Consider the following 25,893-nt stretch of genomic DNA (forward strand, 5'->3'; position numbering starts at 1 on the left):
CGATGAGTTTCGCGGCGGTTCCCCGTCTGTATCCACAGCAACCGTCGCCGCACTTGAGGAGATCGCCATGACCGCCACCTACACCTGGGACGTCTTCGCCACCCTCGACGGCTACGGCTCCTACGGTCCCGACGGCGACTGGGGCGGCTACTGGGGAAAGCAGGGCCCCGAATTCCTCGCCAACCGCCTCGCCGAGATGCGCGAAGAGCAGCGGATGGTCCTCGGGGCCAACACCTACCGGCAGTTCCTGAAACTGCTGGGCCCGATTCCCGAGGCCGACCTCGATCCGGTGAACTCCCGGATGCGCTCCCTGCCGACGACCGTGGTGTCGACGACGCTCACCGGACCCCTCGCCTGGCCGGACGTGACCGTCGCGCCCGGCGACGCCGTCGACGTCGTCGCCCGCCTCAAGAAGGAGTCCGACGTGCCGTTGCGCTCGCACGGCAGCCTGTCGCTGAACCGGGCGCTGCTGGCCGCGGGGCTCGTCGACCGCGTCCAGCTGACGATCTTCCCCGTGCTCAGCGGCCGGACCGGGACCTACCGGGTCTTCGAGGGCGCCGCCGACTTCGACCTCGAACTGATCGGGAGCCGGACGTTCGACGGGCGTACTCAGGAACTCGTGTACCGGCCCACGCTGCATGCCTGAAGCTTTGGCCCTAGGGCCATTAATTCCGCTGTCGGTGACCGTTACGGAATTCGGGTAATCGAACCCGTAACCTCCGGCTCTCTCCCCTTGGACCAGCGATTTTCGGGCGCTTATCGGCATCCGAACATCCGTCCTTTAGTACGGCGTTGTCCGCATTTATCGACGAGCGTGTAACACCGGTTAAAGCGCGGGCCGAGCGCGGGAATCCCGATTCCATGAACGCCGACACCCCCCGCAGCTGCGCCGCCACCGACTCCCTCCTGACGACCCCTCAACTCCGTTCCCACGGCGTCTCCCAGGCCGAGACGAACGAACGCTGCCGGCCCGGCGGGCCTTGGCAGCAGGTGCTGCCGGGGGTGTACGCGCTGCACGCCGGGCAACTGAGCGACGAGGAGCGGGTACGGGGGGCGCTGCTGTACGCGGCGCGGGAGAACCGGAGTTCGGGGCGGGGTGCGATTCCCCGGCAAGGCGCCCCCGACGCCGAGTCCATGCTCACCGGCCTCGCGGCGCTGCGGCTGCACGGCTTCACCTCGCTCCCCACCCACGACCACATCGACGTCCTGGTCCCCCGCCTGCGCCGCCTGCGCTCCACGGGGTACGTCCGCATCATCCGCACGGCGACCCCGCCAACTCCGCTGCTCCTGGACGGCGTTCCCGTGGCTCCTGCCGCTCGCGCTCTCGCCGACGCGCTCTCCGGCCTTACGGACACCGGCGTCGTACGGCGCCTGATGGCGGAGGCGGTACGGGACGGTCACTGTGAACCTGCGGCGGCGGTACGGGAGTTGAGCCGGGCGAAGCTGTTGACGCGACCGCATGTCGTGGACGCGGTGGACTCGTTGATGGCCGAGAGCCGGGCCCTGGCGGAGAACCGCCTCTACCGCCTGGTCCGCGACCACGCCCTCCCCGACCCCCTCTGGAACGTCGACCTCCGCCTCCCCGGCGGCCCCCACCTCGGCGGCCTCGACGCGTACTGGCCGGACCACGCGGTCGCCCTGGAACTCGACATCCGCACCCCCCACCACAACGACGACACCCTCTGGACGGACCACGCCCGCAAACGCGAAACCCTGGAACGCCTCGGCATCACGGTCGTCCACATCACCCCCCGCAAACTCCGCGAGTCGATGGAACAACAGGCGATGGTGCTCCACACAGCACTCCTCACCGCAGCCGACCGCCCCCCGTCCGCCTACGTCGTGGTGCTGCCCCGGTAAAGCAGGAGGGGAACCGAAGCAGCACCCTCCCGGGGGAAAGGAGGGGGCACCTGGTCATCACGCCGGGTGCCCCCTCCTCCGCGCAGAAAACGGTCAACTACCGCTGAACGCCATCCACACCGCGCCGACTCCCACCGTGAGCACACACAGGGCAAGCGACACATCGGCACTCAGACACCGAGTCCACTGGACCCGAGGCCCCCCAGCGTCGGCCCCACCACCCGCACGAAGCCAGCCATTGATCCTCAGCGCGGCTTCCCCACCGATCCGAACCACAAGCGTCCCACCGGTATCAACCTCAACTCTGCGGATCGCCGACCTCGGAATGACGTGACTACGCAACGGATTCACGACCGTGAGCACATCGCCACTCAGGACCACTTTGCTGTTCGAGATCCGGCCAACGATGGCGGCGGTCACCAAAAAGGCGGGTATGCCTTGCCAGCCGGTCCGGAACCCGTTCACCGAGGTCACCCATAGACCGCCCCGACCATTCCGATACCGAGCCCTAGGATCATCGCTCCGCCAAAGACAAGCCAGGATCGCCGCCTGAGCGTGACTTCACCAGCTTTGGCTGCCATCATGCCCAACCCCTCTCCGAATTTTTCAGCAGGCCCCTGACCGACCGGACGTCGGCGCGAGCGCGCTTTGACGTTCCCCCGGTTCCCGGCACTGCCGAAGTCTCTCCACGGACCCGGCAGTGTCAGCATCGCCTCCGGGGCTGGACGGCCCCTCACGGCGTGACGTAGTCACCCCAGCCGAAGGTTGCCACGTAAGCCCTTCGGAGAGCGTCGCCGCCTCGTCGGCCTCGGATGAGGATCACGGTCAGGGCGAGCAGGAACCAGACGAGGAACCCTCCGAAGACGAGCAACGCCCGGCGCAGCCCACCGAAGTGGAAGACGACCGCCAAGATGACGGCGGTACACGCCAGCCCGATGTGCGCACCGGCGGTCTCGACGCGCCAGCTTCTGGGGTTGTGAGCCTTGGCCATGCTTCAGCATCTCGCGAACGGGCGGAAAGCGGCGGCTTCAGGGCTTCCCCCGCACCCATCAACCCCAAGCCCTCGCGCGCCACTTCCCCCAGAGTGCACCATGGACCGCATGACGAAGATCGACAGCACGGTGCCCCACTCGGCCCGTATCTGGAACTACTGGCTCGGTGGCAAGGACAACTACCCGGTGGACGAGGCGGCGGGTGACGCCTACACCGCCGTCTTTCCCGGCATTGTGACCATTGCGCGCAGCAGCCGCGCCTTTCTGGGCCGCTCCATCCGGTACCTCGTGGAAGAGGCGGGCGTGCGGCAGTTCCTGGACGTCGGTACGGGGCTGCCCACCGCCGACAACACCCACGAGGTCGCCCAGCGGTACGCCCCCGAGTCGAAGATCGTGTACGTCGACAACGACCCGCTGATCCTCGCGCACGCGCGTACGCTGCTGTACTCCTCGCCGGAGGGCAAGACCGCGTACGAGCACCTGGACCTGTACGACCCCGAGCGCATCATCGAGGCCGCCGGCCGGACCCTCGACCTGGACCAGCCCGTCGCCCTGATCCTCAGCGGCATCCTCGGCCACGTCGACGGCTACGACCGCGCCCGCGACCTGGTCCGCGGGTTCCTCGCCGGGCTCCCCTCGGGCAGCTACCTCTCCCTCAACGAGGGCTCCCGGGGCACGGACCCGGCGTACGAGCACGCCCAGGACGGCTACAACGAGACCGGCGCCGTCCCCTACTTCCTGCGCCCGATCCCCGAGATCGAGGGCTACTTCGAGGGCCTGGACCTCGTCGAGCCGGGAGTCGTCTCCGTACCGCTGTGGCGCCCGGAACCCGGCGCGAGCACGACGCCGATCGGCCAGCACGGAGGCCTCGGGCGTAAGCCGTAACTCCCCATACAGGAAACCCCCGTGAGTCACGTCCTCACGGGGGTCTCCCTCAATCCGCCTGCCCCGGTGACAGTTGAGAAGACGATCACGAGGCAGGACGCCTAAAAGAGCATCAGAACCTCAGGGGTTCAGCAGCAACACATCCGTACGGGACTTCGCCGCCGCATAACGCCGCGCCACGTCCTGCCAGTTGACGACCGCCCACATCGCGTCGATGAAGTCGACCTTCTGGTTCCGGTACTGGAGATAGAACGCGTGCTCCCACGCGTCGAAGACGAGGATCGGCGTCGACCCCTGCCCCACGTTCCCCTGATGGTCGTAGACCTGCTCGACGATCAGGTGCCCGCTCAGCGGCTCGTACGCGAGCACCCCCCACCCCGAACCCTGCGTCGTGGCAGCGGCTTTGGTGAGCTGCGCCTTGAACCCCGCGTAGGACCCGAAGGATTCGGCGATCGCGTCGGCCAACTCCCCGACCCCGTCGGCCGCGAGGGGCTCGCCACCCCCGTCGCCGGTCATGTTGTGCCAGTAGATGGAGTGCAGGACATGCCCGGAGAGATGGAACGCGAGGTTCTTCTCCAGCCCGTTGACCGCCCCCCACACCTCCTTGTCCCGCGCCTCCGCGAGCTGCTCCAGCGTGTCGTTGGCACCCTTCACGTACGCCGCGTGGTGCTTGTCGTGGTGCAGCTCGATGATCTCCGGGCTGATGACGGGGGCGAGCGCGGAGTAGTCGTACGGGAGTTCAGGCAGCGTGTAGACGGGCATGGGGGGTCCTCTCAGAACCTTTCCTGCGCACAGCTTCTTGTTGCAAGATACTTGCAGTTAGAGGATCACAGCAAGAACCCCAGCCCCGGCAGACCCCCCCCCGCGTCACCCCTTCCGCGCCCGCTGCCACCCGTACCCAACCCCCGCCAGCACCACAGTCATCGCCCCCGTCCACACGAGCTGCGTCCGCGTATCCCCCTCCCGCGCCATCAGCACGAACACCGCGACCATCCCCGCCAGCGCAACCCACGTCAGCCACGGAAACCCCCACATCCGCACGGCCAGCCGCTCCGGCGCCGTACGCCCCCGCAGCCGCAACTGCGAGACGGCGATGAAGATCCAGACGACGAGGATGACCGCGCCGATCATGTTCAGCAGCCACATGAAGACGTCGTCCGGCCGCCAGTAACTCAGCAGCACGCACCCGAACCCGACGACCGACGAGACGAGTACGGCGACCCGCGGCACCCCACCGGACACGGCGCCCAGCGCACGCGGCGCCTGCCCCCGCTCCACCAGCGAGTACGCCATGCGCGAGGCGCCGTAGATGTTCGCGTTCATCGCGGAGAGCAGCGCGACCAGGACGATGACGTTCATCAGCTGACCGGCGCCCGGGATGTCGAGGTGGTCGAGCGCGGCGACGTACGGGCCCTTCGCGGTGACCTCCTTCGCGTTCCACGGGACCAGCGTCACGATGACGGCCATCGAGCCGACGTAGAACAGCGCGATGCGCCACATCGCGGTGCGGACCGCGCTCGCCACACCCCGTACGGGGTCCTCCGACTCGGCCGCCGCGATCGTGACGGTCTCCAGACCGCCGTACGCGAAAACCGTCGCGAGCAGGCCGATCACGAAACCCTCGCCGCCGTTCGGGAGGAAGTCCGTGAGGTTCGCGGTGCCCGGCGCGTCCGTGCCGGGGAGCAGGCCCGCGATCGCCAGCACGCCGAGGACCAGGAACAGGGAGATCGCCCCGACCTTCAGCGCCGCGAACCAGAACTCGAACTCGCCGAAGTTCTTCACGGCCGCGAGATTCATTCCGCAGAACACAACCATGAACAGGGCGACCCACAGCCACTCCGGCGTCCCCGGCAGCCACCCCGTCACGATCTTCGCGGCGCCGATGCCCTCCAGTCCGACGACCGTGCAGAGCAGGATCCAGAACGCCCACCCGACCGTGAACCCGGCCCACGGGCCGATCGCGCGCTCGGCGTGCGCGGAGAACGAGCCCGACGACGGGTACGCCGCCGACATCTCGCCCAGCATCCGCATCACCAGCATCACGAGGGCGCCGGACAGGGCGTAGGCGAGGACGATCGAGGGGCCGGCGGCGGCGATGCCGGAACCGGAGCCGACGAACAGGCCGGCGCCGATGACTCCGCCGAGGGCGATCATCGAGAGGTGGCGTTGTTTGAGGGCGTGCGTGAGACCGGGCGCGGTGGCGGGGGTCTCCGAGGTGGTGCGTATGGGCATGGGCGCGGCTCGTCCAATGCGGCTAGGTGGGCAAAACGTTCACCCTATCGACGCCGGTCACGTTCGATCCGTGACCGGGATCACGTGTGGGGGAGCGGTTTGTGTAGAGCCCACCAATGCGTTGACCTGCCGTTTGTCGACGCCTGACGGTTCGCGGGGGTGGGGGGCTGGGATAGCGTCCTTAGGTCCCCTTTACTCACCGTCCTCGCGGAGTCCTGCATGAGCATCCTCGCCGCCACGTCCGCCCCCGGGCGGGTCCTCGCCGACCTCCTCCCTGCCGGTCGCGTCCGCGACGCCTCGCTCGTCATGAGCGGCGCGGCTCTCACCGGGCTCGCGGCCCAGATCGCGGTTCCGGTGCCCGGTTCTCCGGTGCCGGTCACTGGTCAGACCTTCGCCGCGTTGCTCGTTGGTACGTCGCTGGGTGCGGGGCGGGGGTTCCTCGCGCTTGCGCTGTACGCCGTTGCCGGGGTGGCCGGCGTGCCGTGGTTCGCGCAGGGGGCGTCCGGGGCGGGGATGGTGTCGTTCGGGTACGTCCTTGGGTTGCTGCTGGCGTCGACGGTTGTCGGGGCGTTGGCTCGGCGGGGGGCTGATCGGAACGTGTGGCGGATGGCCGGGGCTGTGGTGTTGGGGGAGGCGTTGATCTACGCGGTCGGTGTGCCGTATCTCGCGTACGCGGCGGACATGTCGGCGTCTCAGGCGGTTGCCGCTGGGCTTACGCCGTACTTGCTCGGCGATGCGTTGAAGGCGGCGTTGGCGATGGGGTTGGTGCCGGGGGTGTGGAAGTTGCTCGAACGGCGGTAGTTGGTCGGGTGCGGGCCGGTGGGGGTTGTTCGCGCAGTTCCCCGCGCCCCTAAAAGATCGACGGTGGCCGTTCGTTGTGAGTGCGGCGGGGGCTGGTTGCGCTCCTAAAAGACCGACTGTTGCCCGGCACTGAGAGGCTCGCGAGTTTCGCTCGCGAGCCTCTTTGGCGTTTCTCCTGCCGGAGATACTCCCCGCTCTCCTACCGGAGTTGCTCCCCGCGGCGGCGTTGCGACCACCACAGGCCCGCTGCTCCTGCCGTCAGGAGTGCGGCTCCCGCTGCTCCCAAGGGCAACAACTCATCTGCCGGGCCCGTGTTGGGGAGTTGGTCTCCTCCCGGGGTTACCGGCTTGTTGTCCGTGCCCAGGAGGAGGGGGGTTGCGGGGGCGTTGGGGGCCGGGTTGGATGCGCCGAAGGGGACCGGGCCCTGTTGCCAGTACGTCTTTTTGCCGTCCGCCGATTGGACGGGGAGGCAGATCTTGCCCTGCTTTTTGAGGTCGTATGTCGCGTTGACTTTGTACGACTTGGTTGCGCCCGCCGCTAGGGTGTCTATCGGGCAATTGAAACCGCTGTTCGAGCCCTCGGGGAGGTTTTCTTTCGGGAGTTGCGTGCAGCCTTCTACGCTGTTGATCGAAAGGCCCTCGAAACCGACGACCAGGAGCCTGATCGCGCCGCTCTCCTTCGTGCCCTCGTTTTTCACGGTCGCGGTGAGGGTGGTTTTGCTGGTGCTGTTGTCGACCGAGATGCGCTCGGGAAGTGTCGTGGTCAGTTTGACGCCGGCCGGCGCGGGATCGACCGCCTTGCCGCCCATGCCGCTGCCGGGCCCCTCGTCCGCGCCCGCCTGCGGCGCCAGGACCAGCAACGCGGCCAGCCCGGCCACGACGGCCGCACCGGCGGCAGCCGTACCGTGTCGAGAACTCATGTCCGTCCCCCTCTTTCGCTCCCCCTGATACCGCACCTGAATTCGCGGTACTTGAAGAGGTACCACAAGATTTCCCGCCACTATGCTGGTACGGCCTGAAGTGTGACCATTGTGTTTCTGGTGGTACGGCCGGTGAAAGGGAGCAGTGGATTGCCGAGGAACAGCAGCAGCGGCGGTGTTCCCGGGCTTTTGGTGGCCGGGCGATATCGATTGGTCGAGAGTATTGGGCAGGGGGGAATGGGGCGGGTGTGGCGGGCCGCCGACGAAATCCTCGACCGCCTGGTCGCGGTGAAGGAAATACGCATCGACGGCACCGACGCGGAGGACACCAGGACCCGCCGCGAACGCACCCTGCGCGAGGCCCGCGCGACCGCCCGCATCGACCACCCCAACGTGGTCCGTGTCTACGACGTCGTCGACGAGGGCGAACTCCTGTGGATCGTCATGGAGTTGGTGCGGGGCCGCTCCCTGGAGCGGATCACCGTGGAGGACGGCCCCCTCGGCCCCGTCGCCGCCGCCAGGGTCGGCCTCGGACTCGTCGCCGCGCTCCAGCGGGTCCACGCGCGGGGCGTCCTGCACCGGGACATCAAACCCGGGAACGTCCTGGTCGAGGGCGACGGCGACCGGGTCGTCCTCACCGACTTCGGCATCGCCGCGATCCAGGACGCCAAGGCGCTCACGATGGTCGGCATGCTCGTCGGCTCCCCCGACTACATGGCCCCCGAGCGTATCTCCGGCCGCCCGCAGGGCCCGCCGTCCGACATCTGGTCGGTGGGAGCGACGCTGTGCGCGGCACTCGCCGGTCACTCACCCTTCGCGCGCGACACGACGATGGCGACGCTGCACGCGGTCCTGTACGAGGAGCCTCGACTCCCGGACGGCGCGGGGGAGTTGGGCGGGGTACTGGAACGGCTGCTGGCGAAGGAACCCGAAGGACGCCCGGACCTCGCCGAGTTGGAGACGGAGCTGCGCAGAGTGGCGTTCCCGGAACCGACGCCGACGGTACGGGTGGGGTTCGAGCCGGGGTACGGGGAGGCGCCGCAGGCAACACATACGCCGCAGGCAATACAGCCACCGCAGGCAATGCAGGCACCGCAAGCAGCACAGGCACCGCAAGTACCTCAGCCGCCCCAGCCGACTCAGCTCCCCTACGCGTCACAACTCGCCCAAGCCGAGCCCGCCCAGGCCGAGTTGCCACCCCCGCCGTCACCCCACCCCGACCTCGCCACCACACCCCCACCCCCACCCGACCTCACCACCACGCCGTTCTCCCGTCCGCCCAGGACACCCCCCTCCCCCTTCCCCCCACCCCCCACCACCCCCCAAGACCCACCCCGCCACCGCCGCACAACAGCCTTCGCCGCAGCCGGAGTAGCCGCGGTGGCCGCGATCATCGTCACCGCCGTCCTCCTCACCTCCGGCGGCGGCGCCGACAACGAAGCGACCGGCGCCACGACAACCCCCGCCCCCACCCCCACAGTCGAGGGAACCACCCACCCCCGCACCCCACCCCCCGGCACCCACGAAGAAGCCGGCGGCTACGCCTGGAAGACCCCCGCCGGCTGGCGGCGGGACGTGAAGACCGGCGCCGAGGTCCACTACACGTCCCCCGACGGCACCCAGGAACTCCTCGCCAAGTCCGCCCTCGCACGCGGCACGTTGATCGACTCCTGGCGCAAGTCCGAGCAGGACGCGCACCGTGGCCAGAACTACCGCAAACTCCGCCTGGAGGAGACGGAGTTCAGAGGCAACCCGGCGGTCGTGTGGGAGTACACGTTCACCCTGAAGGGCACCCCCTGGCACGCCCGGCTCCTCGGGTTCGACCAGGACGGAAAGTCGTTCCAGGTCAACACGTGGTACCAGCCGGGCGTGGAGGAGAGTGCCCTCAAGGTCTACGAGGAGGTGAAGACGAGCTTCACCGTGCTGTGACGCCGTCCCGCGCGCGCAGCCGCGACTTCACGACGGCCACGGCGAGCACCCCGGCCGCGACGAGCAGCGACAACAGCACCGTCGTACGCCCGTCGTGCTCCGTATCGGTCAGCATGTAACCGAGCACGAACACGATCAACCCGACCGTCGCCCACGTCAGATACGGGTACAGCCACATCTTCACGACGAGCTTCTCCGGCGCCTCGGCCTGGATGATCTTCCGCATCCGCAGCTGCGAGAGGCAGATGACCAGCCACACGAACAGGGCGACGGCGCCGGAGGAGTTGACCAGGAACAGGAACACCGAGTCCGGGTACGCGTAGTTGAAGAACACCGCGACGAACCCGAACACCACGGACGACAGGATCGCCGCCAGCGGCACACCCCGCGAGGTGGTCCGCGCGAACGCCTTCGGCGCGTCCCCGCGCTGGCCGAGCGAGAACGCCATCCTGGACGCCGTGTACAGACCGGAGTTGAGACACGACAGCACCGACGTCAGCACGATGAAGTTCATGATCTGCCCGGCGTGCGCGATGCCGAGGGAGTCGAGCGCCGCGACGTACGACCCCTCCTCCTTGATCGACGGGTCGTTCCACGGCAGCAGCGTCACCACCACGAAGATCGACCCCAGGTAGAACACCGCGATCCGCCAGATCACACTGTTCGTCGCCTTCGTCACCGCCTGCTGCGGGTTCTCCGACTCACCCGCCGCCAGCGTCGGGATCTCACTCCCCATGAAGGAGAAGACGACGAGCAGTACGCCGGTGAGGATCGCCCCGGCGCCGTTCGGCAGGAAGCCGCCGTGGTCCGTGAGGTTCCCGAGCCCCGCCTTGTCGCTGTCCACACCCGGCAGCACCCCGAACACCGCGAGCCCGCCGACCACGATGAACGCGCCGATCGCGACGACCTTGATCCCGGCGAACCAGAACTCGAACTCGCCGTACGAGCCGACCGAGACCAGGTTCGTGGCGGTCAGCACGATCATCACGATCAGCGCCCAGCCCCACTGGGGCACGGCGGGGATCCACGACTCCAGGATCTTCGCCCCGGCCGTCGCCTCCACCGCCAGCACCACGACCCAGAAGAACCAGTACAGCCAGCCGATCGTGAACCCCGCCCACGGACCGAGCGCGCGGTCCGCGTGCGCCGAGAACGAACCCGACGTCGGGTTCGCCACGGACATCTCACCCAGCATCCGCATCACCAACACCACGAGCGTGCCGACGAGCGCGTACGACAGGAGGATGCCGGGCCCCGCTGTCGCGATGCCGGTGCTCGACCCGACGAACAGACCGGCGCCGATCACCCCGCCGATCGCGATCATCGACAGGTGCCGGTTCTTCAGTCCCGCCTGGAGACCGGGGCCGGGTTCCTGGGGGTTCTCGGGAGCCTTGGAGAGAGTCGGGGGCGAAGTCATGGGGACGTCCTTTGCGCGGCGTGGGGGAGGGGAGAGGGGTGCGGGTGCTGGCGGCCAGTGAAACGGAGGCGGGGCACGGGGTGTACCTGCCATTAAGGATCGGCGACAACTGTGATCTGGACGTTTCGTCGAATTACCGGTGTGTGCCGCCCGACGCCCACCCCTGACCCTCCCCAGCAACCCGCATGTCACACTCGTCCCATGCGTGTGTACCTAGGCTCCGACCATGCCGGCTACGAACTCAAGAACCACCTCGTCGACTGGCTCAAGGCAGCCGGCCACGACCCCGTCGACTGCGGCCCCCACATCTACGACGCCCAGGACGACTACCCCCCGTTCTGCCTCCGGGCAGCCGAACGCACCGCGTCCGACCCGGACTCCCTGGGCATCGTCATCGGCGGCTCGGGCAACGGCGAACAGATCGCCGCGAACAAGGTGAAGGGCGTAAGGGCGGCCCTGGCCTGGAGCGCGGAAACGGCGTCCCTCGGCCGCCAGCACAACAACGCGAACGTCATCGCGGTAGGCGCCCGCATGCACACGCAGGACGAGGCCACGACCTTCGTCGAAACCTTCCTGGCGACCCCTTTCTCGAGTGACGAACGCCACATCCGCCGAATCGACATGCTGAGCGAGTACGAAACGACGGGCGACCTCCCGGAGATCCCCGCACACCACCCGCAGCAGTAGGGAGAGCAGGGGGCCGGACGGCCCCCTCTCGACGCCGGTCCGCACCTTCGAACAAGAAGAGGAAGCGCTGTGCCAGAAGGTCACACGATCCACCGCCTGGCACAGGACTACGCAGCCCGCTTCCAAGGCACCACCCCCGAAGTGACCAGCCCCCAGGGCAAGTTCTCCGACGCCGCCCCCCTCCTCACGCGTACGGAACTGACCTCCACCGAGGCCCACGGCAAACACCTCTTCCTGGCCTTCCGGCATGCGCACTGGATCCACATCCACCTGGGCCTCTTCGGCAAGGTCACCTTCGGAGACACCCCCGCACCCCCACCCACGGACACCACCCGCCTCCGCCTGGCGAACAGGACGTCGTACGTGGACCTGAAGGGCCCGACGACCTGCGCCCTGATCACCCCGGAGGAGAAGGCGGCGATACACGACCGCCTGGGCCCGGACCCCCTCAGGGACGACGCGACCCCGGACACGGCGTACGACAGAATCCACCGCAGCCGGACGACGATCGCGGCCCTCCTCCTGGACCAGAAGATCATCGCGGGAGTCGGCAACGTGTACCGGGCGGAAGTCCTGTTCCGCCACAACATCGACCCGTACCGCCAGGGCAAGGACCTCACGAAGCCGGAGTGGGACGGCATCTGGACGGACCTGGTGGACCTGATGCGGGAGGGCGTGAAGAACAACCGCATCGACACGGTCCGCCCCCAGCACACCCCCGAGGCGATGAACCGCCCCCCGAGGGTGGACGACCACGGCGGCGAGGTCTACGTCTACCGCCGCACGAACCAGCCGTGCCACCTCTGCGGCACGAAGATCCGCACAGCGGACCTCTCGAACCGCAACCTCTTCTGGTGCCCGACTTGCCAACAGGCGTGACCACACCGAGCCACTCCACCCCGAACCACCCCAACCCGGGACGACAGATCGAATTTCGCCCTCCCCGCCCACGAACCGCTCTCCATGAAGTTCACTGGGAGGTCAAACCTCGGACGGGGGACAAGTGGGACCTCCCGTGCCAAGCGGCGGGTTGGATGGATAGGGTCCCGAACTAATGGCAGCAGGACGACAGCGGCGCGCGGAAGCCGAGACGTTCACGGCCCGGTTGAGGCATCTGATGCACCGGGTCCGCACCGGCCTGCGCAGAAGCGCGGTGGACTACTTCAGGGGCGACGGCTCGGACTGGATAGCGCTGGCCGGCCTCCTGCTCACGGTCCCGGTCATCATGATGGCGACCCTGGCGAACTCGGTGTGGTTCTCCCCGGCGGCCCTGGTCCTCCCGATCGTGGCCGGCGGCCTCCTGCTGCGCCCCTCCAGCCTGCTGGCCCTGTACGCGGCGGCGGCGACGGCCCTGATCATCGAGTCGGTGCGCCTCGGCCCGTACACGGAGGGCCCGTCGCGGGTGACCCCCGGCGTGGTCCTGGTGGTCGCGGCGTGCGGCTTCTTCGGCCTGCTGATCGCCCAGTTCCGCAGCAGGGTCGGCGTCCCGTGGCGGCGGGGCGGCACGATGCTGTTCGACCTGCGCGAACGCATCCGCGTACAGAGCAAGCTCCCGAAGCTCCCCCCGGGCTGGCACCGCGAGATGGCGCTGCGCCCGGCGGGCGGCCAGTCCTTCTCGGGCGACTTCGTGGTGGCCGCGCGCACCAACGGCGGCCGGACGATGGAGGTCGTCCTCACGGACGTGTCCGGCAAGGGCATGGACGCGGGATCGAGGGCCCTCCTCCTGTCCGGCGCGTTCGGCGGCCTCCTCGGCTCCCTGCCCCCGCACGCCTTCCTCCCGGCCGCGAACGGCTACCTCCTGCGCCAGGACTGGGACGAGGGCTTCGCGACCTCCATCCACCTGGTCCTGGACCTCGACTCGGGCGACTACGAGCTGTACTCGGCGGGCCACCCGCCGGGCCTCCAGCTCAGCGCGGGCAGCGGACGCTGGGAGGAGAAGGCGGCGGAAGGCCCCCTCCTCGGCGTCTACGAGGGCGCCCAGTTCGACCCGGTGAAGGGCTCCCTGCGCCCCGGCGACGTCCTGATGCTCTTCACGGACGGCCTGGTGGAGACCTCCGACCGCGACATCGTCGAAGGCATAGACCGCCTCACCGGCGAGGCCGACCGCTACGTCGCGGGCGGCTTCCAGGGCGCCGCCTGGCACTTGATCGAGGCGGTGGCGAAGGACGTCAACGACGACCGGGCCCTCCTCCTGGTCTGCCGCGAGGGCCCCACGGCGTCGTCGGCGCGCTTTTGAGCCAGGGCGGCGGACGGCACGGACAAGGCTGTACAGAACGGATTTGTGACCAACACCCCGCATGACATGCGCCTGTTGGTGGCACGATGCTCTCGGGAGAGCGAACCGACCTAGGGCGTGTGATCAGTCATGGCCATTTCTCTGTCAGTGGTGCTGTTGTTGGCGATCGTCCTGGTGGTCATGATCCGCAGCGGAAGCATCAAGGGCGGTCCGGCGGTCGTCGCCGTCCTCTTCGGCTTCTTCCTCGCCTCGACCGGCCTGGCGCCGACGATAAACGACCTCATGAACTCGATCACGAAGGCGATCGCGGACATCAACTTCTGAGCGGACACCGGCTTCTGGCAAGACAAAAGCCGGACCAGGAGGGTCAACCTCCGGTCCGGCTCGGGCCGTTGAAGAGAGCGGGCGACGGGAATCGAACCCGCGTAGCCAGTTTGGAAGACTGGGGCTCTACCATTGAGCTACGCCCGCACAGAGCGCGCCGCAGGTCAGAGAAGCCCGCGACACAGGAGCATCGTAGCGGCTGATCCCCCTCCACCGCACACCCCTTCCAGGGCCTGCGGCGAATGCGGCAGCCGGACCGCGTCCGGGCATGTACCCTACGTGTCGCACCGGCACGGGGTATGGCGCAGCTTGGTAGCGCGTCCGCTTTGGGAGCGGAAGGCCGTGGGTTCAAATCCCGCTACCCCGACCATTTACGCGATCACCTCGGTGATCGGCTTTGGGGGGCCTCGGCGGCTGCGGTTACTATGCAGGCTGCACGCCCGTGTCTCTCACTCTCTGGAAGTCTCCGGGCGGCGATCGGCCGGACCAATCGAGGTCCCGGCGGAACCCAAGAAGTCAGCCCCCAAGGAGACCGAACCGTGAAGAGCGCCGTGGAGACCCTGAACCCGACTCGGGTTCGGCTCAGCATCGAGGTGCCCTTCGAGGAGCTCAAGGACAGCCTCGACGCGGCGTACAAGAAGATCAACCAGCAGGTCACGGTCAAGGGCTTCCGCAAGGGCAAGATCCCGGCCCGGATCATCGACCAGCGCTTCGGCCGCGGTGCGGTGCTGGAGGAGGCCGTCAACGACGCCCTCCCGAAGTTCTACACCGAAGCCGTGAACGAGGCCGAGCTGAGCGTCCTGGGCCAGCCCGAGGTCGACATCACGGAGCTGAAGGACGGCGAGACGCTGAACTTCACCGCCGAGGTCGACGTCCGTCCCGCCCTCGAACTCCCCGCGGACTTCTCCTCCATCGAGGTCGAGGTCGACGCGGTCGAGGTCACCGACGAGGACATCGAGAAGTCGGTCGAGCAGCTGCGTGAGCGCTTCGCCTCCACCTCCCCGGTGGAGCGCGCCGCCGAGGACGGCGACGTCGTGACCGTCGACCTGGAGGCCAAGGTCGACGGCGAGGTGCTGGAGGACGGCATCGCCAACGGCGTCTCCTACACCATCGGCTCCGGCGAGCTGCTGGAAGGCATCGACGACGCCGTCAAGGGCCTGGAGGCCGGTGGCGAGGCCACCTTCGCCTCCGAGCTGAAGGGCGGCACCGGCGCGGGCAAGGAGGCCGAGGTCACCGTCAAGGTCACCCAGGTCGCCGCCCGTGAACTCCCCGAGCTGGACGACGAGTTCGCGCAGCTCGCCTCGGAGTTCGACACGCTGGAGGAGCTGAAGGCGGACAGCCGCAAGCGCCTGGAGAACATGAAGCAGTACGACCAGGCCACGCAGGCCCAGGAGCGCGTCCTGGAGAAGCTCCTCGACATCGTCGAGGTGCCGGTGCCCGAGAAGCTCCTCGAAGAGGAGATCAACACCCGCAAGCACAACCTGGAGCACCACCAGCTGCCCCAGATGGGTCTCGAGCTCGACAAGTACCTGGAGCTCCAGGGCAAGACCGCCGAGGAGTTCGACACCGAGACCCGTGACGCCGCGGTCAAGGGCATCAAGACCCAGTTCGTCCTCGACGAGCTGACCAAGCGCGAGAAGCTCTCCGTGAACCAGGAAGAGCTGACCGAGCACCTGATGCGCCGCGCCGCCTCCTCCGGCATGTCCCCGGACCAGTTCGCGCAGGCCGTCGTCGAGGGCAACCAGGTCCAGCTGCTCGTCGGCGAGGTCGCCCGCGGCAAGGCCCTCGCGCTCGTCGTCGAGTCCGCGACGGTCAAGGACACCAACGGCGAGGTCATCGACCTCGACGACGAAGAGGATGAGGAAGAGGCCACCGAGGACGCTGCCGTCGAGGCCGCTTCCGAGGAGAAGGCCGACGCCTGATCGGTAGCAGACTGACGACGGGCCCCGGGTTCTTGCGAACCCGGGGCTCGTTCGTTCGTTTCCGGTCTTTGAGGGGCGCGGGTCTACGCCCCCGGCGAACACCAACCTTTGCGGGATTCCCTGGAGGGACCCGCGCGTTAGGGTCCATGAACAGGGCCTGCGTTATCGGCTGAACCGCCGGAGGCCCCGCAGGGAAACGCGAGACGGCCCGGCGCCGTCGTAAGACGAGCAGGTGGATACGTGACGAATCTGATGCCCTCCGCCGCCGGTGAGCCCTCCATCGGTGGTGGCCTCGGCGACCATGTCTACAACCGACTGCTCAACGAGCGGATCATCTTCCTCGGCCAGCCGGTGGACGACGACATCGCGAACCGGATCACCGCGCAGCTGCTGCTTCTCGCAGCCGCGGACCCCGAGAAGGACATCAACCTCTACATCAACAGCCCCGGCGGCTCGATCACGGCCGGCATGGCGATCTACGACACGATGCAGTTCATCAAGAACGACGTGATGACCATCGCGATGGGCCTGGCCGCCTCCATGGGACAGTTCCTCCTCAGTGCGGGCACCCCGGGCAAGCGCTTCGCGCTCCCGAACGCCGAGATCCTGATCCACCAGCCGTCCGCCGGCCTCGCCGGTTCGGCCTCGGACATCAAGATCCACGCCGAGCGTCTCCTCCACACGAAGAAGCGCATGGCCGAGCTGACGTCCCTCCACACCGGCCAGTCCGTCGAGCAGATCACCCGCGACTCGGACCGCGACCGCTGGTTCGACCCGGAAGAGGCCAAGGAATACGGCCTCATCGACGACGTCATCGCCACGGCCGCCGGCATGCCGGGCGGCGGCGGCACCGGGGTGTAGCCCCCGGGAGGGGCACCCAGGGTCCGGATCCGGTCCGGAAGCCGGGAGGGACCGGTCCGGGAGGTCCGTATGGGACCTCCGGAGCCCGCTGAAGCTCCTGGAGGGGTCCCGGCGGGTCCCCGACCCGGCAGGGCCCCTCGAAGGCCCTGGAGGGCCTCAGGGCCCGTACGGCCCCGGCCCCACCCCGTCAGCCCCTCCACCCCCACCAGCCACCGCCCAGCACAGCCTTCTCAGGAGAAACCCGTGAACACCTTTCCCGGCAACGGCCTGTACGAGAGCGCCCAGGCCGAGTACACCGGCCCGCAGGCCGAGTCCCGCTACGTGATCCCGCGCTTCGTCGAGCGCACCTCGCAGGGCGTCCGTGAGTACGACCCGTACGCGAAGCTCTTCGAGGAGCGCGTCATCTTCCTCGGCGTGCAGATCGACGACGCGTCCGCCAACGACGTCATGGCGCAGCTCCTGTGCCTGGAGTCGATGGACCCGGACCGGGACATCTCGGTCTACATCAACAGCCCCGGCGGCTCGTTCACCGCGCTCACCGCGATCTACGACACGATGCAGTTCGTGAAGCCGGACATCCAGACGGTCTGCATGGGCCAGGCGGCCTCCGCCGCCGCGATCCTGCTGGCCGCCGGCACCCCCGGCAAGCGGATGGCCCTGCCGAACGCCCGCGTCCTGATCCACCAGCCCTACAGCGAGACGGGCCGGGGTCAGGTCTCGGACCTGGAGATCGCGGCCAATGAGATCCTCCGCATGCGCGCGCAGCTGGAGGACATGCTGGCCAGGCACTCGACCACGCCGATCGAGAAGATCCGCGAGGACATCGAGCGCGACAAGATCCTGACCGCCGAGGACGCGCTCGCGTACGGCCTGGTCGACCAGATCATCTCCACCCGGAAGATGAACAACGCGTCCATCCGTTGACGCGCGGGCGAATCCGTCTGCCGCCCCTTGGCACGGTTTGACACGTTCCACGTCAAAGTGAACCGTGCCAAGGGGGACCCGAACGGGGGGTCAGGCAAGGTACCGTCGACATAAGGCAGCACCAGGAGCCGCTGGACTCGTATCGTCCAGGCGTCTCCCATGGCGAAGGGGAAGCACACCGTGGCACGCATCGGTGACGGCGGCGATCTGCTCAAGTGCTCGTTCTGCGGCAAGAGCCAGAAGCAGGTCAAGAAGCTCATCGCAGGGCCTGGTGTGTACATCTGCGACGAGTGCATCGATCTCTGCAACGAGATCATCGAGGAGGAACTCGCGGAGACGAGCGAGGTGCGCTGGGAGGAACTCCCCAAGCCCCGCGAGATCTACGAGTTCCTGGAGGGGTACGTCGTCGGCCAGGAGGCCGCGAAGAAGGCCCTCTCGGTAGCGGTGTACAACCACTACAAGCGCGTCCAGGCCGGTGAGAACGGCGGCGGCCAGAGCCGCGAGGACGCCATCGAGCTCGCGAAGTCCAACATCCTCCTGCTCGGCCCCACCGGCTCGGGCAAGACCCTCCTCGCCCAGACCCTCGCGCGCATGCTGAACGTCCCGTTCGCGATCGCGGACGCGACGGCGCTGACCGAGGCCGGGTACGTCGGCGAGGACGTCGAGAACATCCTCCTGAAGCTGATCCAGGCGGCCGACTACGACGTCAAGAAGGCCGAGACCGGGATCATCTACATCGACGAGATCGACAAGGTCGCCCGCAAGAGCGAGAACCCGTCGATCACGCGTGACGTCTCCGGTGAGGGCGTCCAGCAGGCCCTGCTGAAGATCCTGGAGGGGACCACCGCGTCGGTGCCCCCGCAGGGCGGCCGTAAACACCCGCACCAGGAGTTCATCCAGATCGACACGACGAACGTCCTGTTCATCGTGGGCGGCGCCTTCGCCGGGCTGGAGAAGATCATCGAGTCCCGCGCGGGCGCGAAGGGCATCGGCTTCGGCGCGACGATCCGCTCCAAGCTCGAACTCCAGTCGAAGGACCAGTTCGAGGCGGTCATGCCGGAGGACCTGGTCAAGTTCGGCATGATCCCCGAGTTCATCGGCCGCCTCCCCGTCATCACCTCGGTCCACAACCTGGACCGCGAGGCCCTCCTCCAGATCCTCATCGAGCCGCGCAACGCCCTGGTCAAGCAGTACCAGCGCCTCTTCGAACTCGACGGCGTGGAGCTGGACTTCGAGCGCGAGGCCCTCGAAGCCATCGCCGACCAGGCGATCCTCCGCCAGACCGGCGCCCGCGGCCTGCGCGCCATCATGGAGGAAGTCCTCCAGGGCGTGATGTACGAGGTCCCGTCCCGCAAGGACGTGGCACGTGTCGTCATCACCGCCGACGTGGTCCTCTCCAACGTCAACCCGACGCTGATCCCGCGCGATTCGCGCGGCGGCCGGGGTCCGGGGGAGCAGAAGTCCGCGTAGAGCTTGGACAGTTACGACGATGAGGGGCCCCCAACAGCGAGTTGGGGGCCCCTCATCGTCGTAACCGTCAGACCTTGACCCGAACTTCCTTGCGCAGCTTGGTCGTCACGTCCACGGCCGTCGCCTTGTCGATACTCTTCGTGTTGTCGCCGGGGGAGACCATGCCGACCGTGCTGTAGTCGGCCCAGACGCAGAACCAGTCCGTGGAGACCTTCTTCGTCAGGGCGTTGACGCTCGACGCCGCCTGGCACTTGGCCACCGCGCCGTCGATGTCGACCTTCTCCGGCTGGCCCTCCAGCGTCGTCTTCGAGGCGCCGCCGGACGACGTGCCACCCGCCTCGATCTTCTTGTTGTTCGCGTCGATCTGCGCGGTGATCGCGAGGAAGTACCTGTCGAGGGTCGACTGCGGGTCGGCTATCTCGCCGTAACCGCCCAGCAGCGTCACCCCGCGCGCGGTCAACAGCTCGGCCTGGGACGGGAGATCGGCCGGGTCGGGGTTCTTCGGGTCGTAGTCGCCGAAGTCCGCCGTCGACCACTGCCCGAGGACGGCCTTGCCGCCCTGGACGCCGCTGGTCCGGAGGTACTTGACGGTGTCCGCGTCGGACGTCTCGCCGCCCTTGCCGACCCGCTTGTACTCGGAGACGACCGTCGCGGGGGTGTCGAGCCGGTGCGCCCCGTCGTTCTCCAGCCCGCCACCGCCGCCGCCCTGCGTCACGACGTACGCCCCGACCGCGAGAGCCACGACGACTGCGGCGACCCCGACGATCAGCCCGGCACGCTTCTTCTTCCCGGCGGGGACGGGGGGTTGCTGCACGGGCGGACCGCCGTAGGGAGGCTGCTGGCCGTACGGCGGCTGCTGGCCGTAGGGAGCCTGGCCCATCGGCTGCGTGGGCTGGTTGTACGGGTTGGCCTGCGGCGGAACACCACCCTGGGGGTACCCGTAGCCGGGCTGCGGCGCCTGCGGCTGGCCGTACGGGCCGGGCTGGCCCCCGTACGGACCGGACTGCTGCGGCGGACCGCCGTACGGACCCGGCTGGTTGTTGCTCATCCCTGGGTTCCCCTCCAGATGCTTTTAGGTGCTCCTGTCATCCTGGCCCAGGCACGGGGAACTCCCGGCATCGGGGTCTGCCCCGTTACAGAACAATCGAGTTCTGGACAGTCCCGCGACCCCTTTAAACTGGCTGCGTGACCGAGAACCCTCAGCAGCACACAGCGCCCACCACCGACCTGCCGACGCAGTACGCGCCGGCCGAGGTAGAAGGGCCGTTGTACGAGCGCTGGGTAGAGCGCGGTTACTTCGCGGCGCACGCGGACAGCGACAAGCCGCCGTACACGATCGTCATCCCCCCGCCGAACGTCACCGGCTCCCTGCACCTGGGCCACGCCTTCCAGCACACGCTGATGGACGCGCTCACCCGCCGCAAGCGCATGCAGGGCTTCGAGTCCCTGTGGCTGCCCGGCATGGACCACGCGGGCATCGCCACCCAGAACAAGGTCGAGCAGCAGCTCGCCGAGGAGGGCAAGTCCCGCCACGACCTCGGGCGCGAGGAATTCACCGCGCGCGTGTGGCAGTGGAAGGACGAGTACGGCGGCAGGATCCTCGGCCAGATGCGCCGCCTCGGCGACGGCGTCGACTGGTCCCGCGAGCGCTTCACCATGGACGAGGGCCTCTCCAAGGCCGTCCAGACCATCTTCAAGCGCCTGTACGACGACGAGCTGATCTACCGGGCCGAGCGCATCATCAACTGGTGCCCGCGCTGTCTGACGGCCATCTCGGACATCGAGGTCGAGTACCAGGAGGACGCCGGCGAGCTGGTCTCCATCCGGTACGGCGAGGGCGAGGACAGCCTCGTCGTCGCGACGACCCGCGCGGAGACGATGCTCGGGGACACGGCCGTCGCCGTCCACCCCGACGACGAGCGGTACAAGCACCTCGTCGGCAAGCGCATCAAGCTCCCGCTGACCGACCGCACGATCCCGGTCGTCGCGGACACGCACGTCGACCCCGAGTTCGGCACCGGCGCCGTCAAGGTGACCCCGGCGCACGACCCGAACGACTTCGAGATCGGGCGGCGGCACGACCTGCCGAACCTGACGATCATGGACGAGCGCGGGATCATCACCGTCCACGGCCCCTTCCTCGGCCTCGACCGCTTCGAGGCGCGCTCGGCCGTCGTCGGCGCGCTCAAGGAGCAGGGGCGGATCGTCGCCGAGAAGCGGCCGTACATGCACTCCGTGGGCCACTGCTCGCGCTGCAAGACGACCGTCGAGCCCCGGCTGTCCATGCAGTGGTGGGTCAAGGTCGCGCCGCTCGCCAAGGCCGCCGGGGACGCCGTCCGGGACGGGCGCGTCGCCATCCACCCCGAGGACATGTCGAAGCGGTACTTCGACTGGGTCGACAACATGCACGACTGGTGCATCTCGCGCCAGCTGTGGTGGGGGCACCGGATCCCGATCTGGTACGGCCCCGAGGGCGAGGTCGTCTGCGTCGGCCCCGACGAGGAGCCGCCGACCGGCGAGGGCTGGACCCAGGACGCCGACGTCCTCGACACCTGGTTCTCCTCCGGCCTGTGGCCCTTCTCCACCCTCGGCTGGCCCGAGAAGACGCCCGACCTGGAGAAGTTCTACTCGACCGACGTCCTGCTCACCGGCCACGACATCATCTTCTTCTGGGTCGCCCGGATGATGATGTTCGGCCTGTACGCCATGGACGGCGAGGCTCCCTTCAAGACGATCGCGCTCACCGGCCTCGTCCGGGACGAGTTCGGCAAGAAGATGTCCAAGTCGAACCCCAACGCCGTCGACCCCCTGGTCTGGATGGACAAGTACGGCTCCGACGCCGTCCGCTTCACCCTCGCCAAGGGCGCGAACCCGGGCGCGGACGTGCCGATCGGCGAGGACTGGGTCCAGGCGTCCCGCAACTTCACCAACAAGGTGTGGAACGCGACGCGGTTCGCTCTGATGAACGGCGCGACCGTCGAGGGCGACCTCCCGCCGGCCGAGCAGCTCTCCGCCACCGACCGCTGGATCCTCTCCCGCCTCAACAAGACCGTCGCCGAAGTCGACGCCCTCTACGACGACTTCCAGTTCGCCAAGCTCAGCGAGGCCCTCTACCACTTCGCGTGGGACGAGGTCTTCGACTGGTACGTCGAACTCTCCAAGCCGACGTTCTTCGCGGGCGGCGCCCAGGCGAAGGTCTCGGCGCGCGTCCTGGGCGAGGTCCTGGACGTCATGCTGCGCATCCTGCACCCGGTGATCCCGTTCGTCACGGACACCCTGTGGACGACGCTGACGGGCGGCGAAACGCTGGTCACGGCGCCGTGGCCGTCCGACTCGGGCTTCCGCGACGACGCCGCCGAGCAGGAGATCGCCCTGGTCCAGCAGGTCGTCACCGAGGTCCGCCGCTTCCGCAAGGACCAGGGCCTGAAGGACGGCCAGAAGGTCCCGGCCCGCCTGTCCCTGACCGGCACGCCCCTCTCGGCCCACGAGGCCGCGATCCGCCAACTCCTCCGACTCCAGCCGGAAACGGAAGAGTTCGCGGCAACGGCGACGCTGCCGGTGGCAGGAGCGACGGTGGCGTTGGACCTCTCCGGCACGATCGACGTGGAGGCGGAGCGCAAGCGCCTCACGAAGGACTTGGTCGCGGCGGAGAAGGAAAAGAGCGACGCCGAGAAGAAGCTGGGCAACGAGGCGTTCCTCGCGAAGGCCCCGGACCAGGTGGTCGACAAGATCAAGGGCCGCCTGACGAAGGCGGAGACGGACATCGCGAGGATCACGACACAGCTGGAGAACTTGCCGAAGGCGTAGTTTTCGTGGACAGGTCCTCCGGTTGCTTTTCAGCGCCGGGGGACCTTTTCGCCGTTAGGGGCGCGGGGAACTGCGCGACCAGCCACAACGCATCCCGCACCCGCCGTTCTCGCTGTACCCCCCACTCCTTAGGCGCACTGTCATACCTCCTCCGTAGACTGGACCCGTGACACAAAGCGACCCGTTCGACGAGATCATCGCCGCCGAGACCGACCGAGACCCCGACCTCGCGGTCATCGAAGCGGGGAGCCGCACGCTGCGTACCCAGGGCGCCCACCCGGAGGGCGACGTACCGACCCGCCCCACCGACCCCGAGGTCGACAAGGCGCTGCGCGGCGTAGAGACGGAACTGGCGACCCGCTGGGGCGAGACCAAGCTGGAGCCCTCGGTCAAGAGGATCGCCGCGCTGATGGACGTCCTGGGGGAACCCCAGAACGCGTACCCGTCGATCCACATCACCGGAACGAACGGCAAGACCTCCACGGCCCGCATGATCGAGGCCCTGCTCGGCGCGTTCGAGCTGAGGACGGGCCGGTACACGTCACCGCACGTCCAGTCGATCACCGAGCGCATCAGCCTGGACGGCGCCCCCATGTCGGCGGAGCGGTTCATCGAGACGTACGAGGACATCAAGCCGTACGTGGAGATGGTGGACGCGAAGGAGCAGTACCGCCTCTCCTTCTTCGAGGTGCTGACGGGCATGGCGTACGCGGCGTTCGCGGACGCGCCGGTGGACGTCGCGGTCGTAGAGGTCGGCATGGGCGGCACCTGGGACGCGACGAACGTGATCGACGCGGACGTAGCGGTGATCACCCCCATCTCCCTGGACCACACGGACCGCCTCGGCTCGACCCCGGCGGAGATCGCGGGCGAGAAGGGCGGCGTCATCAAGCAGGACGCGACGGTGATCCTGTCCCAGCAGCCGGTGGACGCGGCCCAGGTGCTGCTGAAGCGCGCGGTCGAGGTGGACGCGACGGTCGCGCGGGAGGGCCTGGAGTTCGGCGTCGTCGAGCGGCAGGTCGCGGTGGGCGGCCAGCTCATGACCCTGCGCGGACTCGGCGGCGAGTACCCCGAGGTCTTCCTCCCGCTGCACGGCGCCCACCAGGCGCACAACGCGGCGGTGGCCCTGGCTGCGGTGGAGGCGTTCTTCGGCGTCGGCGCGGCCCGCGCGGAACCCCTGGACCTCGACGTGGTCCGCAAGGCGTTCGCGAAGGTCACGTCCCCGGGCCGCCTGGAGATCGTGCGCCGCTCCCCGACGGTCGTCCTGGACGCCGCGCACAACCCGGCGGGCGCGCGCGTGACCGCGGAAGCGATCAGCGAGGTCTTCGACTTCAGCAAGCTGATCGGCGTGGTCGGCGCGGCGGGCGACAAGGACGTACGGGGCCTGCTGGAGGCGTTCGAGCCGATCTTCGCGGAGATCGTGGTGACGCAGAACTCGACGGCGAGGGCGATGGACGCGGATGCGCTCGCCTCGGTCGCTGTCGAGGTCTTCGGCGAGGACAGGGTCCAGGTCGAGCCCCGCCTCCCCGACGCCCTGGAGGCCGCGATCACCCTGGCCGAGGAGGACGGCGAGTTCTCCGGCGCGGGCGTCCTGGTCACCGGTTCGGTCATCACGGTGGGCGAGGCCCGCCTGCTCCTGGGAAGGCGCTGAGGATGCGCACGCTCTGTTCGTCGACGCTGATCGGCGAATTCTTCTTGATCGGTTTCGCCGGCCTGGTCGCGATGAAGGACCCGGACCTGTCGATGGGCACGGTCTGGACGGTCTGCGGAACGCTGATGTTCCTGAGCGTCCTGCTGTGCGGCGTGGTCACCCGGCCCGGCGGCATCGCGCTGGGCTGGGCGCTCCAGATCGCCCTGATCGTGTCCGGCGTCTTCGTCCCGCTGATGTTCTTCATGGGCGCGGTCTTCGCGGCCCTGTGGGGTGCCTCGGTCCACTACGGCCGCAAGGTCGACGAGGCGAGGGCGAGGTTCGCCGCGCAGGCCGCCTCCACTACACCTGACGCTGCGTGACGGCGGCACCGACACGCCCTGTAGCCTCGTGACACCGCACATCAGCAGCGAAGGAGCTACTCCGTGAGCCAGCGCACCCTCGTCCTCCTCAAGCCCGACGCCGTTCGTCGTGGCCTGACCGGCGAGATCATCGGCCGTATCGAGCGCAAGGCGGACTGGCGGATCACCGCGCTGGAGCTGCGGACGCTGGACCGGGCGATCCTGGAGCAGCACTACGCGGAGCACGTCGGACGGCCGTTCTACGAGCCGCTGGTGGAGTTCATGGCGTCCGGTCCGGTCGTCGCGCTGATCGCCGAGGGCGAGCGGGTCATCGAGGGCGTGCGCCAGCTGGCCGGTCCGACGGACCCGATCGCCGCCGCGCCGGGCTCGATCCGGGGCGACTTCGGGGTCATCGTCCGGGAGAACCTGATCCACGCCTCGGACTCGGAGGAGTCGGCGGAGCGCGAGGTCAAGCTGTTCTTCCCGGGTCGCGCCTGACCTTCCTACAACGGCGTTCATGAACACTCAGGGAGTTTTCGTGGACGTTTCTGACGCCGGGTCAGATCGTCTGTTCGTCAGCCTGGGGACGGCCGTACATTTTCGGCCGTCCTTCGGCATATGCGGTGCCGATCGGGGGA

Annotated in this window: 23 protein-coding genes and 2 tRNA genes; 18 read left to right on the plus strand and 7 right to left on the minus strand. The window is 68.3% G+C overall.

Annotated features, from left to right (window positions below; genetic code table 11):
• Positions 1-67 precede the first annotated feature (67 nt).
• Together J8M50_RS10050 and J8M50_RS10055 are read left to right on the plus strand one after the other, a co-directional pair.
• On the plus strand, positions 68-646 hold the full coding sequence (locus tag J8M50_RS10050) for a dihydrofolate reductase family protein (protein ID WP_010355295.1): 579 nt from the start codon (positions 68-70) through the stop codon (positions 644-646).
• A gap of 215 nt (positions 647-861) precedes the next feature.
• Positions 862-1,860 carry a putative endonuclease domain-containing protein gene (locus J8M50_RS10055; protein ID WP_010355296.1) on the plus strand — a complete coding sequence of 333 codons (999 nt, stop codon included), beginning with the start codon at positions 862-864 and terminating at the stop codon, positions 1,858-1,860.
• Between the two features lie 733 nt (positions 1,861-2,593).
• Here the strand turns inward: J8M50_RS10055 and J8M50_RS10065 are convergent.
• Positions 2,594-2,851: a hypothetical protein gene (locus J8M50_RS10065; protein ID WP_010355297.1), complete on the minus strand. Its 258-nt coding sequence runs from the start codon at positions 2,849-2,851 to the stop codon at positions 2,594-2,596.
• 109 nt (positions 2,852-2,960) lie between these two features.
• Here J8M50_RS10065 and J8M50_RS10070 point away from each other — a divergent pair, with 109 nt between their 5' ends.
• Entirely contained in the window at positions 2,961-3,737 is a 777-nt protein-coding gene (locus J8M50_RS10070) for an SAM-dependent methyltransferase (RefSeq protein ID WP_029184081.1), read from the plus strand.
• A gap of 120 nt (positions 3,738-3,857) precedes the next feature.
• Here J8M50_RS10070 and J8M50_RS10075 read toward each other — a convergent pair whose 3' ends face one another.
• Together J8M50_RS10075 and J8M50_RS10080 are read right to left on the minus strand one after the other, a co-directional pair.
• Complete coding sequence (locus J8M50_RS10075; RefSeq protein ID WP_010355299.1) at positions 3,858-4,499, minus strand: superoxide dismutase; 642 nt, start codon at positions 4,497-4,499, stop codon at positions 3,858-3,860.
• A 105-nt stretch (positions 4,500-4,604) separates the two neighbouring features.
• Positions 4,605-5,969 (minus strand): amino acid permease, encoded by a 1,365-nt coding sequence (locus J8M50_RS10080; protein WP_010355300.1) that lies wholly within the window; start codon positions 5,967-5,969, stop codon positions 4,605-4,607.
• Positions 5,970-6,188: 219 nt separating this feature from the next.
• Here J8M50_RS10080 and J8M50_RS10085 point away from each other — a divergent pair, with 219 nt between their 5' ends.
• A complete protein-coding gene (locus tag J8M50_RS10085; RefSeq protein ID WP_029184082.1) occupies positions 6,189-6,770 on the plus strand; it encodes a biotin transporter BioY in 582 nt (193 codons plus the stop codon).
• A 199-nt stretch (positions 6,771-6,969) separates the two neighbouring features.
• Here the strand turns inward: J8M50_RS10085 and J8M50_RS10090 are convergent, their stop codons facing one another.
• Complete coding sequence (locus tag J8M50_RS10090) at positions 6,970-7,689, minus strand: LPXTG cell wall anchor domain-containing protein (RefSeq protein ID WP_010355302.1); 720 nt, start codon at positions 7,687-7,689, stop codon at positions 6,970-6,972.
• Positions 7,690-7,926: 237 nt separating this feature from the next.
• Here J8M50_RS10090 and J8M50_RS10095 point away from each other — a divergent pair, with 237 nt between their 5' ends.
• Positions 7,927-9,618, plus strand: a complete 1,692-nt coding sequence (locus J8M50_RS10095) for a serine/threonine-protein kinase (RefSeq protein ID WP_050987278.1) — start codon at positions 7,927-7,929, stop codon at positions 9,616-9,618.
• On the opposite strand, the gene J8M50_RS10100 is transcribed toward J8M50_RS10095, so the two are convergent.
• Positions 9,605-11,035 (minus strand): amino acid permease, encoded by a 1,431-nt coding sequence (locus J8M50_RS10100; RefSeq protein WP_010355304.1) that lies wholly within the window; start codon positions 11,033-11,035, stop codon positions 9,605-9,607. The genes J8M50_RS10095 and J8M50_RS10100 overlap by 14 nt on opposite strands.
• A gap of 201 nt (positions 11,036-11,236) precedes the next feature.
• Between J8M50_RS10100 and J8M50_RS10105 the strand changes: the two genes are divergently transcribed.
• The 4 genes from J8M50_RS10105 to J8M50_RS10120 all read left to right on the plus strand — a co-directional run bounded on the left by J8M50_RS10105 (position 11,237) and on the right by J8M50_RS10120 (position 14,282).
• Positions 11,237-11,722: a ribose-5-phosphate isomerase gene (locus tag J8M50_RS10105; RefSeq protein WP_010355305.1), complete on the plus strand. Its 486-nt coding sequence runs from the start codon at positions 11,237-11,239 to the stop codon at positions 11,720-11,722.
• A gap of 69 nt (positions 11,723-11,791) precedes the next feature.
• On the plus strand, positions 11,792-12,601 hold the full coding sequence (locus J8M50_RS10110) for an Fpg/Nei family DNA glycosylase (RefSeq protein ID WP_010355307.1): 810 nt from the start codon (positions 11,792-11,794) through the stop codon (positions 12,599-12,601).
• 175 nt (positions 12,602-12,776) lie between these two features.
• Positions 12,777-13,958, plus strand: a complete 1,182-nt coding sequence (locus tag J8M50_RS10115; protein WP_029184083.1) for a PP2C family protein-serine/threonine phosphatase — start codon at positions 12,777-12,779, stop codon at positions 13,956-13,958.
• A gap of 129 nt (positions 13,959-14,087) precedes the next feature.
• Complete coding sequence (locus J8M50_RS10120) at positions 14,088-14,282, plus strand: hypothetical protein (protein ID WP_010355309.1); 195 nt, start codon at positions 14,088-14,090, stop codon at positions 14,280-14,282.
• Between the two features lie 76 nt (positions 14,283-14,358).
• Here J8M50_RS10120 and J8M50_RS10125 read toward each other — a convergent pair.
• Positions 14,359-14,429: transfer RNA gene (locus J8M50_RS10125), tRNA-Gly, on the minus strand.
• Between the two features lie 146 nt (positions 14,430-14,575).
• On the opposite strand from J8M50_RS10125, the gene J8M50_RS10130 reads away from it, so the two are divergent.
• The 5 genes from J8M50_RS10130 (at position 14,576) to clpX (ending at position 19,459) form a co-directional block, all read left to right on the plus strand.
• A tRNA-Pro gene (locus J8M50_RS10130) sits at positions 14,576-14,652 on the plus strand.
• Positions 14,653-14,821: 169 nt separating this feature from the next.
• Positions 14,822-16,204, plus strand: a complete 1,383-nt coding sequence (gene tig / locus J8M50_RS10135; protein ID WP_010355311.1) for a trigger factor — start codon at positions 14,822-14,824, stop codon at positions 16,202-16,204.
• 240 nt (positions 16,205-16,444) lie between these two features.
• Positions 16,445-17,065 carry an ATP-dependent Clp protease proteolytic subunit gene (locus tag J8M50_RS10140; RefSeq protein WP_029184084.1) on the plus strand — a complete coding sequence of 207 codons (621 nt, stop codon included), beginning with the start codon at positions 16,445-16,447 and terminating at the stop codon, positions 17,063-17,065.
• A gap of 243 nt (positions 17,066-17,308) precedes the next feature.
• Positions 17,309-17,989 carry an ATP-dependent Clp protease proteolytic subunit gene (locus J8M50_RS10145; RefSeq protein ID WP_010355313.1) on the plus strand — a complete coding sequence of 227 codons (681 nt, stop codon included), beginning with the start codon at positions 17,309-17,311 and terminating at the stop codon, positions 17,987-17,989.
• 180 nt (positions 17,990-18,169) lie between these two features.
• Positions 18,170-19,459 (plus strand): ATP-dependent Clp protease ATP-binding subunit ClpX, encoded by a 1,290-nt coding sequence (clpX, locus tag J8M50_RS10150; protein WP_010355314.1) that lies wholly within the window; start codon positions 18,170-18,172, stop codon positions 19,457-19,459.
• A 67-nt stretch (positions 19,460-19,526) separates the two neighbouring features.
• On the opposite strand, the gene J8M50_RS10155 is transcribed toward clpX, so the two are convergent.
• On the minus strand, positions 19,527-20,507 hold the full coding sequence (locus tag J8M50_RS10155) for a membrane protein (RefSeq protein ID WP_010355315.1): 981 nt from the start codon (positions 20,505-20,507) through the stop codon (positions 19,527-19,529).
• 137 nt (positions 20,508-20,644) lie between these two features.
• Here J8M50_RS10155 and J8M50_RS10160 point away from each other — a divergent pair, with 137 nt between their 5' ends.
• From J8M50_RS10160 to ndk, 4 genes are all read left to right on the plus strand, one after another.
• Positions 20,645-23,266, plus strand: a complete 2,622-nt coding sequence (locus J8M50_RS10160; protein WP_010355316.1) for a valine--tRNA ligase — start codon at positions 20,645-20,647, stop codon at positions 23,264-23,266.
• 166 nt (positions 23,267-23,432) lie between these two features.
• Complete coding sequence (folC, locus tag J8M50_RS10165; protein WP_010355317.1) at positions 23,433-24,917, plus strand: bifunctional tetrahydrofolate synthase/dihydrofolate synthase; 1,485 nt, start codon at positions 23,433-23,435, stop codon at positions 24,915-24,917.
• A gap of 2 nt (positions 24,918-24,919) precedes the next feature.
• Positions 24,920-25,276, plus strand: a complete 357-nt coding sequence (locus tag J8M50_RS10170; protein WP_010355318.1) for a DUF4233 domain-containing protein — start codon at positions 24,920-24,922, stop codon at positions 25,274-25,276.
• A 63-nt stretch (positions 25,277-25,339) separates the two neighbouring features.
• Positions 25,340-25,753, plus strand: coding sequence for a nucleoside-diphosphate kinase (gene ndk / locus J8M50_RS10175; protein ID WP_010355319.1), 414 nt, complete (start codon positions 25,340-25,342; stop codon positions 25,751-25,753).
• Positions 25,754-25,893 lie beyond the last annotated feature (140 nt).

It is taken from the genome of Streptomyces acidiscabies (assembly GCF_020010905.1).
Classification (GTDB): Bacteria; Actinomycetota; Actinomycetes; order Streptomycetales; family Streptomycetaceae; genus Streptomyces; species Streptomyces acidiscabies.

Coding starts and splice junctions, on each gene's coding strand:
- J8M50_RS10050 (WP_010355295.1), top strand. CDS start 68: ATGACCGCCACCTACACCTGGGACGTCTTCGCCACCCTCGACGGCTAC.
- J8M50_RS10055 (WP_010355296.1), top strand. CDS start 862: ATGAACGCCGACACCCCCCGCAGCTGCGCCGCCACCGACTCCCTCCTG.
- J8M50_RS10065 (WP_010355297.1), bottom strand. CDS start 2,851: ATGGCCAAGGCTCACAACCCCAGAAGCTGGCGCGTCGAGACCGCCGGT.
- J8M50_RS10070 (WP_029184081.1), top strand. CDS start 2,961: ATGACGAAGATCGACAGCACGGTGCCCCACTCGGCCCGTATCTGGAAC.
- J8M50_RS10075 (WP_010355299.1), bottom strand. CDS start 4,499: ATGCCCGTCTACACGCTGCCTGAACTCCCGTACGACTACTCCGCGCTC.
- J8M50_RS10080 (WP_010355300.1), bottom strand. CDS start 5,969: ATGCCCATACGCACCACCTCGGAGACCCCCGCCACCGCGCCCGGTCTC.
- J8M50_RS10085 (WP_029184082.1), top strand. CDS start 6,189: ATGAGCATCCTCGCCGCCACGTCCGCCCCCGGGCGGGTCCTCGCCGAC.
- J8M50_RS10090 (WP_010355302.1), bottom strand. CDS start 7,689: ATGAGTTCTCGACACGGTACGGCTGCCGCCGGTGCGGCCGTCGTGGCC.
- J8M50_RS10095 (WP_050987278.1), top strand. CDS start 7,927: ATGGGGCGGGTGTGGCGGGCCGCCGACGAAATCCTCGACCGCCTGGTC.
- J8M50_RS10100 (WP_010355304.1), bottom strand. CDS start 11,035: ATGACTTCGCCCCCGACTCTCTCCAAGGCTCCCGAGAACCCCCAGGAA.
- J8M50_RS10105 (WP_010355305.1), top strand. CDS start 11,237: ATGCGTGTGTACCTAGGCTCCGACCATGCCGGCTACGAACTCAAGAAC.
- J8M50_RS10115 (WP_029184083.1), top strand. CDS start 12,777: ATGGCAGCAGGACGACAGCGGCGCGCGGAAGCCGAGACGTTCACGGCC.
- J8M50_RS10120 (WP_010355309.1), top strand. CDS start 14,088: ATGGCCATTTCTCTGTCAGTGGTGCTGTTGTTGGCGATCGTCCTGGTG.
- J8M50_RS10155 (WP_010355315.1), bottom strand. CDS start 20,507: ATGAGCAACAACCAGCCGGGTCCGTACGGCGGTCCGCCGCAGCAGTCC.
- J8M50_RS10170 (WP_010355318.1), top strand. CDS start 24,920: ATGCGCACGCTCTGTTCGTCGACGCTGATCGGCGAATTCTTCTTGATC.